Source organism: Rhodopseudomonas sp. (assembly GCF_036404135.1).
Classification (GTDB): Bacteria; Pseudomonadota; Alphaproteobacteria; order Rhizobiales; family Xanthobacteraceae; genus Rhodopseudomonas_A.
This window is the reverse complement of sequence record NZ_DASWPE010000189.1, coordinates 1-12,270: the sequence shown is the minus strand read 5'-3', so window position 1 is coordinate 12,270 and position 12,270 is coordinate 1. Positions and strand designations below refer to the sequence as shown.

At 66.9% G+C, this 12,270-nt stretch carries 8 protein-coding genes; 5 read left to right on the top strand and 3 right to left on the bottom strand.

Annotated elements, in window-relative coordinates:
- Positions 1 to 662: 662 nt before the first annotated feature.
- The 3 genes from VGC77_RS21040 to VGC77_RS21030 form a co-directional block, all read right to left on the bottom strand.
- On the bottom strand, positions 663 to 3,842 hold the full coding sequence (locus tag VGC77_RS21040; protein ID WP_331173506.1) for an efflux RND transporter permease subunit: 3,180 nt from the start codon (positions 3,840 to 3,842) through the stop codon (positions 663 to 665).
- A complete protein-coding gene (locus VGC77_RS21035) occupies positions 3,842 to 4,666 on the bottom strand; it encodes an efflux RND transporter periplasmic adaptor subunit (protein WP_331173508.1) in 825 nt (274 codons plus the stop codon). Before VGC77_RS21035 ends, VGC77_RS21040 begins: the two co-directional genes overlap by 1 nt.
- A 238-nt stretch (positions 4,667 to 4,904) precedes the next feature.
- Entirely contained in the window at positions 4,905 to 6,272 is a 1,368-nt protein-coding gene (locus VGC77_RS21030; protein WP_331173505.1) for a caspase family protein, read from the bottom strand.
- A 237-nt stretch (positions 6,273 to 6,509) separates the two neighbouring features.
- On the opposite strand from VGC77_RS21030, the gene VGC77_RS21025 reads away from it, so the two are divergent.
- The 5 genes from VGC77_RS21025 to fahA are packed head-to-tail and all read left to right on the top strand — an operon-like array spanning position 6,510 to position 11,994.
- Positions 6,510 to 8,120, top strand: a complete 1,611-nt coding sequence (locus VGC77_RS21025) for an FAD-dependent oxidoreductase (RefSeq protein WP_331173504.1) — start codon at positions 6,510 to 6,512, stop codon at positions 8,118 to 8,120.
- Between the two features lie 2 nt (positions 8,121 to 8,122).
- Entirely contained in the window at positions 8,123 to 8,329 is a 207-nt protein-coding gene (locus VGC77_RS21020) for a DUF2783 domain-containing protein (RefSeq protein WP_331173507.1), read from the top strand.
- Between the two features lie 51 nt (positions 8,330 to 8,380).
- Positions 8,381 to 9,334 (top strand): MBL fold metallo-hydrolase, encoded by a 954-nt coding sequence (locus VGC77_RS21015; protein WP_331173503.1) that lies wholly within the window; start codon positions 8,381 to 8,383, stop codon positions 9,332 to 9,334.
- Between the two features lie 45 nt (positions 9,335 to 9,379).
- Positions 9,380 to 10,726, top strand: a complete 1,347-nt coding sequence (gene hmgA, locus VGC77_RS21010) for a homogentisate 1,2-dioxygenase (RefSeq protein WP_331173502.1) — start codon at positions 9,380 to 9,382, stop codon at positions 10,724 to 10,726.
- Positions 10,726 to 11,994, top strand: a complete 1,269-nt coding sequence (gene fahA, locus VGC77_RS21005) for a fumarylacetoacetase (protein ID WP_331173501.1) — start codon at positions 10,726 to 10,728, stop codon at positions 11,992 to 11,994. Before hmgA ends, fahA begins: the two co-directional genes overlap by 1 nt.
- Positions 11,995 to 12,270 lie beyond the last annotated feature (276 nt).

The following is a 12,270-nucleotide window of genomic DNA, read 5'->3' as shown; positions in this document are numbered from 1 at the left end:
CTGGGACGGCTATCCATCGTCCAAACCTCCCGGCCCCATCACCTTCAAGCACGGCCTCGAACGCTTCTCCGCCATCGCCGCAGGATGGAGCCTCAGAGATGTGTGCATGCCTTAGTGCGTGCGCAGGGACGACCCGCGGAGAGGTGCCGTACAATCGTGGCCATGCCATGCGAAGCCGACATCGTCATATGCGATAGCCCTCCCCGCAAGGGGGAGGGGAGTGCGCTGCCGCCGTCGATGCCTTGATGCTTCAGCCCACTAGAGCTATTCCGGTTCTGATAGAATCAGAACCGGAGCTCTAGATTCTCATTTTGACGCGTTTTCTTCACGCGAACCGGGATCCACTTCGCTCGAAAACGCTATAGGGATGGTCACGCCATCGGCGCCGCCCATGTATCGCTTCTTATTACCTGGCTTTCACAACACGCGCCGTCATCCTGAGGAGCGCGCCCGCCAGGGCGCCGCGTCTCGAAGGATGGCCACAAGTCGATCAGGCTCGCGCGGCGTGCCTTGCAGCGCATCCTTCGAGACACCCGGCTTCGTCCTTCGGACTTCGCCGGGCTCCTCAGGATGACGGCGAGGATGTTGCGAACCCGCAGCCGCCCGCAGAGTTCAACTCGATCGAACGCGGCGAAGCATCGGCCGGCTCTCTTGCCCGCGAACTACTTCCGCCAGAATGACGGCGCTTTGACGGGGGCGATGGGCTTGGCGGCCTCGGCGTGAGCGGCCGCAGCCGGCGCGGGCACCGACGCCGGCGCGGCGGGCGGCGGCGCATCGGCGTCGCCCGCGTTGCTGATCAGCCGCTTGCCGAACCGCCACGACAGGCGCCCGATGTCGTCCATCAGCATGAACATCGCCGGCACGAAGATCAGCGACAGCAGCGTCGAGAACAACAACCCGCCGATCACCGCCAATGCCATCGGCGAGCGGAATTCGCCGCCGGCGCCGAAGGCCAGCGCGCTCGGCATCATGCCGGCCACCATCGCCACCGTGGTCATCACGATCGGCCGCGCCCGCTTGATGCCGGCGTCGATCATCGCCGCCTCGCGCGGCTCGCCGTTGCGGATCGATTCCACCGCGAACTCCACCAGCATGATGGCGTTCTTGGTGACGATGCCCATCAGCATCAAGATGCCGATCCATACTGGCGTAGTGAGCTGCTTGCCGGTGATCAGCAGCGCAGCGATCGCGCCGCCGATCGACAGCGGCAGCGAGAACAGAATGGTGATCGGCTGCAGGAAGGTGCCGAACAACAGCACCAGCACCGCATAGACCATCATCAGCCCGGCGGAGATCGCGGTGGCGAAGCCGTCGGATAGCTCGGCGAGGCTTTCGGCGTCACCGGATTGCTTGACGCTGACATTGTTCGGCAGGCTCTTCATCACCGGCAGGTCGTAGATCTTCTTCAGCGCGTCGCCGAGTGCGGCGGGGCCGACCAGGTCGGCGGCGACGGTGGCCTGGCGCTCGCGGTCGTAGCGGTTGATGCTGGTCGGGCCCTGATCGAACTTGATGTCGGCGACCACCGACAACGGCACCCCGCCGCGGCCGCCGCCGATCGGCACCCGCAATTGCTCGAGCACCGCGAGATCGGCGCGGGCGCCGTCCTCGAGCTGCACCCTGATCGGCACCAGCCGGTCGCCGGCATCGAATTTCGCCAGCGCCGGGCCGACGTCGCCGATCGTCGCCACGCGGATGGTTTCCGACAGGCTCTCGGTGGAGACGCCGAGTCGCGCGGCGAGATCGGCGCGCGGCAGGATGCGCAATTCGGGACGATCCAACGAGGTCTCCGAGATCACATTGGCGATCGTCGGAATCCGCTTCATCTGGCTCGCCAGTTCCTGGGCGACGTTGCCGACGATGGCGCTGTCGAGCCCGGTGACCACCAGCGAGATCGCGCGCAAGCCGTTCTCGTCGAGGAACCAGTAGCGGATGTCCGGCACCGCCTCGAGCTCCTGGCCGATCGATAGCTCCAGTTCGCGCTGGGTGATCGAGCGATCGGCCTTCGGCGTGTAGTTGATGATCAAGGCGGCGCGGCGCACCTCGAAGATGCCGGGCGGCACTCTTCCGCCGTCGACGAACACGCTGCGCACCTCGGGCCGCTTGCGTAAGCGAGCCACGATGTCCTCGGTGGTCTGTTCGGTGAAGCCGAGCTGCGAGCCCGGCGGCAGCTCGATCGCCAGCAGCGAGCGCGCGGAATCCTGCGCCGGCAGGAAGCCCTGCGGCAACAGTTGAATGCTGGCGATCGAGGCAGCGAACACCCCGGCCCCGAGCAGCACGGTGATGAAATAGTGGTTGACTGACCAGGTGACGAGACGGGTGTAGGTGCGCAGCACCAGGCCGGGCGGCTGGTCGGGGTGCGGGTGGTCCTTGAGGAAATACGCCGCCAGCACCGGGGTGACGAACCGCGCCGCCAACAGCGAGAACAGCACCTGCACCGACACGGTGATGCCGAACTGCTTGAAGAACTGCCCGGCGATGCCGGACATGAAGCTCGCCGGGGCGAAGATCGCGATGATGGTCAGCGAGATCGCGATCACCGCAAGCCCGATCTCGTCGGCGGCTTCCAGCGCCGCGCGATACGGCGATTTGCCCATCCGGATATGGCGGACGATGTTCTCGATCTCGACGATGGCGTCGTCGACCAGGATGCCGGTCGACAGCGTGATGGCGAGGAACGAGACGAGATTGAGCGAGAAGCCCAAGAGGTCCATCGCCCAGAACGCCGGGAAGATCGACAAGGGCAGCGAGATCGCCGCGATCACCGTGGCGCGAAAATCCCGCAGGAACAGGAACACCACGATCACCGCGAGAACCGCGCCTTCGAACAGCGTCGAGATCGCGGCTTCGTAATTGCCCTTGGTGTAGTCCACCGAGGTATCGATCAGCTTGAGGTCGACGTCGGGATATTGCGCCTTCAAGGCGTCGATGCGTTTTTGTACGGCGGCCGCTACCACCACGTCGCTGGCGCCCTTGGAGCGCTTGATGCCGAGCGCCACCACCGGCTCGCCGTTGAAGCGCGCGAAGGTGCGGCGGTCGGCGATGGTGTCGGTGACGGTGCCGAGGTCGTCGAGCCTGATCTCGCCGCCGGCCGGCAGGCTGATCATGGTGGCGGCGAGGTCATTGAGGCTGCGCGCGCCGGCCAGCGTGCGGATCGCCTGGTCGTTGCGGCCAATCTCGGCGCGGCCGCCGGCGAGGTCAACATTGCTGCCGCGCAGCCGATGGCTGACATCGACCGCGGTCAGCCCCGCGGCCTGCAGCCGGTCGGGATCGAGCGAGACCAGAATCTCGCGGTCGACGCCGCCGATGCGCTCGACCTGGGCTACGTTGCGCACGCCCTGCAGCGCGCGCTTCACCACGTCGTCGACGAACCAGGAGAGTTGTTCGGGGGTCTTGCCCGGCGAGATCGCCGCATAGGTGACGATCGGCAGCCCGATCACGTCGACGCGCTGGATCAACGGCTCGTTGACGTTCTGCGGCAATTGGCTGCGCACCCGCGTCACCGCGTCCTTGATGTCGTTCAGCGCGCGGTCGGTATTGGTCTCCAGCGCGAACTGGATGGTGGTCAGCGACAGCCCGTCGGTGATCGACGAGGCGATGTGGCGCACGCCCTCGACGCCGGAAACGCCGTCCTCGATGGTCTTGGTGACCTGCGCCTCGAGTTCGGCGGGCGCCGCGCCGAATTGCGATACCGACACCGAGATCACCGGAATGTCGGCATTGGGAAGCCGGGTAATCGCGAGCTTGGTGAACGAGATCCAGCCCAGCGCCAACAGGATGATCGAAAACACCACCGAGGGCAGCGGGTGGCGAATCGACCAGGCCGAGATGTTGAGGCGGGCCATCAGCGCACCTGCGTCCGCTCGAGGTCGTCGGCGAATAGCGGCTGGATGGTGTCGCCGTCGTGCAGCGAGGTGCCGGCGTCGGCGACCACGATCTCGCCCTCCTTGAGGCCTTCGAGGATTTCGATCGAACTATCGGAGGTGAGCCCGACGCTCACCTTGCGGGTCTCGACGATGTTGCCCTTCACCACCTGCACGCTGAGATGATCGACCGCGGTGCGCGGGATCGCCACGCCGCAGCTGCGCTTGGCGTCGATATTGGCGCGGGCGAAGCTGCCAATCTTGAGGCCCTGCTGGTTGGACAGCGACAGCCGGACGTGAGCGAGCTGGGTGGCGCGGTCGAGCTGCGGCGGCGCCAGCCGCACCTTGCCGACGAGGTCGGCGCCGTCGTCGCGGCTGATCCGCGCCGGCGCGCCGGGACTGAGCTTCAGCGCGTGGATGCCCGGCACCTCGACGTCGAGTTCGATCTCGCCTTTCACCGCGATGCGCAGCAGCGGCCCGGCCTGCGGCGAGGCCGGTGCGCCGGGCTGCGCGGCGATCTGGGTGACCAGGCCGGCGGCCGGCGCGCGCAGCGATGTTGCTCCGGTCAAGCGGATCAGTTCCTGGTTGTCGCCGACGCTGTCGCCCTCGCGGACCAGAATTTCGGCGACGCGCGATCCCTCCTGATCGACCCCGACGACCGCTTCGCGGCGCGGCACGAAAAAGCCGGTGACCCGCACCATGTCGGAGAAGCAGGCATTGCCGGCGCGGGCGACGATGACTTGCGCGGCGGCCGCCGGCGGTGCGTCGACCTCGGCGCTGGCCGGCGCGCCGCTTGCGACGCTGATCAAGGCCGCGAATATCGTCGCTGCGAGGCTCGAGCCACGATGTGGCCACGGTATCTCAACGGGTCGTCCCTGCGCACGCAGGGACCCATACGGTGCGGAATAGCATTCTTGCGCTGTGGCGGAGGCCGCTTTCTTCTCACGCGAGCCAGGGGTGATGGGGCCTTGCGTGCGCAGCGACGCCCCGCGGAGCAGCCCGGCTCGATCGCAGCCATGCGATGAGATTGGCGTCACGCGTCGCCTAGCGCACGCCATAGCCGGCGAACTCCTGCACGATGTTGGGGTCCATCGCCTTGGCGTTGCTGATATCCAGCGCGCCCTCGGCGACCGCGCCGTTGCGCTGCTTGGCGAGGCCGCGGCCGTACAGCGAGGAGGTCAGCCGCGGATCGATTTTCAAGGCGGCGTCGAAATCGGCGATCGCGTTCTTAACCTGGCCGTTTTTCAGGTTGACCAGGCCGCGGCTGTCCAGCGCGTCGGCGAAATTCGGCCGCAGCCGCAGCGCCTCGTTGCAATCCTTCAGCGCGGCCTGCAACTCGCCGATCACGCTGCGCACCCAGCAGCGATTGTTGAACGCCTCGACGTCGCGCGGGTTGAGCTTGATGGTGGCGTCGAAATCCTGCACCGCGAGCGCATAGGCGCCCTTGCTGGCATAGACCTGGCCGCGGCGATACCGCGCGTTGGCGTCGTCGGGATTGTCGGCGAGCTTGCCGCTCAAGGTCTTGATGGTGGGATCCTCGGCCAGCGCCAAGCTAGCGGCCGCGCCGGCGGCGCTGGCGGGCTCCGGCGCCGCTGCAGCGGGGGCCGGCTCGATGCCCGGCGGCGGCGCGTTCAGCGCCACCGTCGCAGCCGGCCCCGGCATCAGGGAAAATTCCTCGGTCAGCGACGACGACACCCAGGGCACCTGTTCGCCGTTCGAGGCGCGGGTGATGGCGAGCCGGGTGCGGCTCAGGGTGTCCTCGACGTTCGGAGCCGGCGCGCGCAGCGCCTTCAGGAGTTCGGCGACGAACAGGCCGTGCTCGCCGCCATTGTCGCTGACCACCGAGCCGAGCGCCGCGGAGTACATCACCAGGCTGCCGTTCGGCGCCACCACCGGCGCTAGCCCCGCAGAGAAGCTGCGGAACCGGCGCTCGAACGGGTTGCGCCTTGAAGCGTCGAGCAGCGCCACCTTGATGGCGGCGCCGCGGCCGTGGATCTCGCCGAGCACGGTCTCCAGACTGATGCCGTCGCGGCGCACGTCGGCCTCGGTCCAGATCTGCGCGTCGACCGGGATCAGATAGCTCTGCCGGTTGGACTGGATGCCGAAGCCGCTGAAGAATACCAGCGCCACCGCGCCGGGCGTGACCCGCGCAGAAAGCCGGTCGAAGGCGCGGCGCATCGCCTCGCCGCTCAGATTCTCGCCGGTCTCGACCTCGAAGCCGGCGCGCTGCAATTCGGCGGCAAGCTCGCGGGCGTCGTTGACCGGCTGCTTCAGCGGCGTTTCGCTGTCGGGATATTTCGCATTGCCGATCACCAGCGCGACCCGCGCGGTCTGCTCGGCGGCCGTGGCGGCTTCGATCAGCGGCGTGATCGCCAGAGTGAGGATCGCAAGCAGCGCAAGGCGGATTATCATTCGACGCGGGTCCAGGTGATGGGCGCCGAACGGCTTGCGGCGCGGTGAGCTTACGTCACGCAACCGGCATTATCAAACGACGCCGATCCGCGCTGTCAACAACGCGACCCGCAGTGTCACAAGCCTGGTTGCGTCGGGAGAGAACTGCGGCTTAGATGCAACAAAACCAAGACCAACCGCAGGGTGGAAACTTTGAGCGCAGCGTTTGCGATTTTGCAGCGCGACAGAGCCTGAGCGATGGCGCCGGGCCAGGCCGCGTTCGGCTATCGCCGCCATTCCGACCAGGACCGGCCGGATATTGCTGCCGCGCGGCATCCAATCGTAGTGGTCGGCGCCGGGCCGGTCGGGTTGTCGCTGTCGATCGATCTGGCGCAGCGCGGCCAGCCCGTGGTGCTGCTCGACGACGCCGACCGGATCGGCGACGGCTCGCGCGCGATCTGTTTTTCCAAACGCTCGCTGGAACTGTGGGACCGGCTCGGCGTCGCCGACCGCATGCGCGAGAAGGGCGTGGTGTGGCAGGTCGGCAAGGTCTTTCTGCGCGACGCCATGGTGTATCGGTTTGACCTCTTGCCGGAGCCCGGCCACAAGATGCCGGCCTTCATCAACCTGCAGCAATACTACGCCGAGGCGTTCCTGGTCGACCGGGTGCGGCAATTGCCGCAGATCGACCTGCGCTGGCGCAACAAGGTGACGGGACTTGCGCAGCACAACGACCACGCGGTGCTGACCATCGAAACGCCCGACGGCGACTACCGGCTGGCGGCGGACTATGTGGTGGCCTGCGACGGCGCGCGCTCCGCGCTGCGCGGCCTAGTCGGCGCCGAGTTCCAGGGCGAGTTGTTCGAGGATCAGTTCCTGATCGCCGACGTCAAGATGCAGGCCGAGTTTCCGACTGAGCGCTGGTTCTGGTTCGATCCGCCGTTTCATGCCGGGCAATCCGCGCTGCTGCATCGCCAGCCCGACAACGTCTGGCGCATCGATCTGCAGATCGGCGCCGACGCCGACGCGGCGGTGGAACGGCGGCCGGAGAATGTGCGGCCGCGGATCGAGCGGATGCTCGGCCATGGCGATTTCTCGTTCGAATGGATCTCGATCTACAAATTCCAGTGCCGGCGGATGCAGCGGCTCGTGCATGCCAGGGTGATGTTCGCCGGCGATGCGGCGCATCAGGTGTCGCCGTTCGGCGCCCGCGGCGCCAATTCCGGATTGGAGGACGGCGAAAATCTGGCCTGGAAACTCGATCTGGTGCTGCGCGGCGAGGCCGGCGCCGGCCTGCTTGCGAGCTACGAGATCGAGCGCGGCCAGGCCGCCGACGACAACATTCGCGCCTCGACGCGCTCGACCGATTTCATCGCGCCGCATTCCGCGCAGGAGCGAAGGCTGCGCAGCGCGGTGCTGCGGCTCGCCAAAGACGCCGATTTCGCCAAGCGCATGGTCAATGCCGGACGGCTGTCGGTGCCGTCGGTTTACGACACGCCGCTGTCGACGCCGGATGCCGAAGTCTGGGGTGGCGGGCCGCCGCCCGGCGCTTCGATGATCGACGCGCCGCTAGTGCGGAGCGACGGCGCCGCCTGCTATCTCAGCGACGCCTTTGCCGCGGCCGGGCGCGGCTTTACGCTGCTGCACGCCGATGGTGCGGCGCAGCCGCTGCCCCACGGCATCGCGTCGATTCGCATCGGCGCCGATGCGCCGTGGCGCGACGCCGCCGGGCTGTTCGCGCAGCGCTACGACGCGGCGCCGGGGGGCGCCTATCTGCTGCGCCCGGACGGCTACGTCGCCGCGCGCTTCAAGCAGCCGACGCCGGCCGGCCTTGCTGCGGCGCTGGCGCGGGCGAGGGGGACGTTATGAATATTGGGAGCGCGCTATCGACCGCCTCGAATTTCGCCGACCCCGACGCCGCCTACCGGCTGATCGTCGAGGCGCATCGCGGGCTCAGCGATGAGCAAAGCGCCGCGCTCGACGCCGCCTTGGTGCTGACGCTCGCCAACCACATCGGCGATCTCGGCGTGCTGCGCGAGGCGGTGGAATTGGCGAAGCGGCGGCTGATCGAACCATGATGAATTGAGCCCAAGCACCGCAATCGATCGCACGCAAAGGACGTTGACCGCATGAGCAAAGGTTTCGCATCCACCACCGACATGGCGGAGAAGGCGATCAGCTTCTCCGAGATCGGCCCCGATCTCTATGCCTTCACCGCGGAGGGCGATCCGAACTCCGCGGTGATCGTCGGCGAGGACGGCTGCCTGGTGTTCGACGCCCAGGCGACGCCGGCGATGGCGCACAAGGTGATCGAGCGGGTGCGCACCGTCACCGATCAGCCGATCAAATACGTCGTGCTGTCGCACTATCACGCGGTGCGCGTGCTCGGCGCCTCGGCTTACGATGCGCAGGGCATCGTCGCCTCGCAGGAAACCTATCGGCTGATCGAGGAGCGCGGCCAGCAGGACTGGGATTCCGAATTCGGCCGGTTTCCGCGGCTGTTCCAGGACGCCGACAGCATCCCCGGCTTGACCTGGCCGACGCTGACGTTTGAAGGCGAGATGTCGATCTATCTCGGCAAGCGCGAGGTGCGGCTGCTGCAGCTCGGCGCCGGCCACACCTCCGGCGATATCATCGCATGGGTGCCGGACGCCGAGGTGATGTTTTCCGGCGATCTCGTCGAATATCACTCGGCATGCTATTGCGGCGACGCTTACTTGCGCGACTGGCCGTCGACGCTGAACGAAATCCGCGACTTCAATCCGAAGGCGATCGCGCCGGGCCGCGGCGCCGCGTTGAACGGGCTCGACACCACCCGCGAGGCGATCGCGATGACGCGGGATTTCGTCGGCACGCTGTATGGCGCCGCGGAAATCGCCGTCGCAAGAGGTCTTTCGCTGAAGGACACCATGGCGGCGACCCGCGAGGTGATGGACCCGAAATTCGCAAGCTTTGCGATCTACGAACATTGCCTGCCGTTCAACGTCTCGCGCGCCTTTGACGAGGCCTCGGGCATCGAAGAGCCGGTGATCTGGACTGCGGAGCGCGACCGGCAGATGTGGGCGGCCTTGCAGGGTAATTGATCCGGCTGCGGCAACGATCATGCGCCAAACGACACGGAGGATGACATGAACATCACCACCGCCCCCGAGCTGATCGGCCGCGCCGCGCAGGGCATCACCCCGGGCTACATGTCCGGCTTCGGCAATTCGTTCGAGACCGAGGCCTTGCCCGGTGCGCTGCCGATCGGGCGCAATTCGCCGCAACGCGCCCCCTACGGGCTCTATGCCGAGCAATTGTCCGGCTCGCCGTTCACCGCGCCGCGCGGCCGTAACGAGCGCTCCTGGCTGTATCGCATCCGCCCCTCGGTGCAGCATTCCGGCAGCTTTGCCAAAGCCGATTGCGGGCTGTGGCGCTCGGCGCCGTGCTTCGAGCACGAGATGCCGATCGCGCAATTGCGCTGGGACCCGCCGCCGCTGCTGCAGGGTCAGCAGACCTTTCTGCAGGGCGTCGAGACCATGACCACGGCGGGCGACGTCGCGACGCAAGCCGGCATGGCGGCGCACATCTATCTGATCACCGCCTCGATGCTGCACCAGCATGTCTACGACGCCGACGGCGAATTGCTGTTCGTGCCGCAGCAAGGCGGCCTGCGGCTGGTCACCGAATTCGGCGTGATCAGCATCTCGCCCGGAGAGATCGCGGTGATCCCGCGCGGCGTCAAATTCCGCGTCGAGCTGATCGACGGCCCGGCGCGCGGCTATCTGTGCGAGAATTACGGCGGCGCCTTCACGCTGCCGGAGCGCGGCCCGATCGGCGCCAACTGCCTCGCCAATGCGCGCGACTTCCTGACGCCGGTGGCGGCCTATGAGGACAGCGACGAGCCTTCGGAGCTGTTTGTCAAATGGGGCGGCGCATTGTGGGTGACGCAATTGCCGCATTCGCCGCTCGACGTGGTGGCCTGGCACGGCAACTACGCGCCGTATAAATACGATCTGCGGAGCTTCTCGCCGGTCGGCGCGATCGGCTTCGATCATCCCGATCCGTCGATCTTCACCGTGCTGACTTCGCCGTCGGAGACCGCCGGCACCGCCAATATCGATTTCGTGATCTTTCCGGAGCGCTGGTCGGTGGCGGAGAATACGTTCCGCCCGCCATGGTATCACATGAACATCATGTCGGAATTCATGGGGCTAATCGAGGGCGTGTACGACGCCAAGCCGCAGGGCTTTCTGCCCGGCGGCGCGAGCTTGCACAACATGATGCTGCCGCACGGCCCGGACCGCGAGGCCTTCGATCACGCCACAACCAGCGAGTTGCAGCCGGTGAAGCTCACCGGCACGCTGGCCTTCATGTTCGAGACCCGCTATCCGCAGCGCGTCACCAAGCATGCGGCGACCTCTGGCACGCTGCAGGCCGATTACGCCGAGTGCTGGCGCGGGTTGGAAAAACGCTTCGATCCGACGAAACCGTGATGCACCCGAACGATCTCAGCCTGCGCTCGTTCGTTGCGGTCGATCCGCGCTCGGACTTTCCGATCCAGAACCTGCCTTACGGCGTGTTCTCGACGGCGTCGCAGCCGGCGCCGCGGATCGGCGTCGCCATCGGCGAATACGTGCTCGATCTCGCGGCACTGGCGAGCGCCGGGCTGCTCGAGGTGGCCGGCGACAATGTGTTCGCGCAAGGTGCGATCAACGGCTTCATGGCGCTCGGGCTGCAGACGTGGTCGGCGACGCGGGCGCGGATCAGCGAATTGCTGCGACACGACAATGCGGAACTGCGCGACGACGCCGCGCTGCGCGCCCGCGCGCTCGTTCCGCTGCACGAGGCGACGCTGCATCTGCCGCTCACCGTCGCGGGCTTCACCGATTTCTATTCCTCGAAGGAGCACGCTAGTAATGTCGGCGCGCTGTTTCGCGACAACGCCGATCCGCTGCTGCCGAACTGGCTGCACATTCCGATCGGCTACAACGGCCGCGCTTCGACAGTTGTGGTCTCCGGCACCGCGATCCGCCGGCCGCACGGTCAGTTGAAAGAGCCGGGCGAGGCGGCGCCGCGCTTTGCGCAGAGCCTGCGGCTCGATTTCGAACTCGAGATCGGTGTGGTGATCGGGCAGGGCTCGGCGATCGGCGAGCGGCTCACCGAGCCGCAGGCCGAAGCCATGATCTTCGGCTTCGTGCTGCTGAACGACTGGAGCGCGCGCGACATCCAGCAATGGGAATACGTGCCGCTCGGCCCGTTCCAGGGCAAAGCCTTCGCGACCTCGATCAGCCCGTGGATCGTGACTCGCGAAGCCTTGGAGCCGTTCCGCGTCGCTGGGCCGGCGCAGCACCCGCCGCCGCTGGATTATCTGGCGCAAGCCGGGCCGAACAACTACGACCTCGCGCTCGAGGTCGAGCTGCGCAGCGCCACGATGCCGGCGCCGGCCACGATCTGCGCCACCAATTTCAAATTCATGTATTGGTCGTCGGTGCAGCAATTGCTGCATCACGCCTCATCGGGCTGCGCGATGAACGTCGGCGATCTGCTCGGCTCCGGCACCGTCAGCGGGCCGGGGCCGGGCCAGCGCGGCAGCCTGTTGGAGATTTCCGCGAACGGCGCGGCGCCGCTGGCGCTGCCCGGCGGGGAGAGCCGCGGCTTTCTCGAGGACGGCGATTCGGTGAGCCTGCGTGGCTGGTGCGAGCGCGATGGCATCCGCATCGGCTTCGGCGCGGTGGAGGGCACGGTGAGGGCTGCGAAGTAGTTAGGTTCTCCGCTTCGCAATCCTCCTCAAATTTTCCACATGCAAGGCGTCATCCTGAGGAGCCCGGCGAAGCCCGTAGGGCGTAGCCGGGCGTCTCGAAGGATGGCTGCGGTCGGTCGGAGCAGCGCCGCACTCGCGGCCGCATCCTTCGAGGCCCTCGCGAAGACGCTTGGGCGCCTCAGCGACTGTCTTGGTTGTCAAGCGTTTTGCCATGGCTGATTGTCCCGCAGGATTGCGTTGAGGGTGGTGAGGAGCTTTCGGGCGACGGCGATCAGG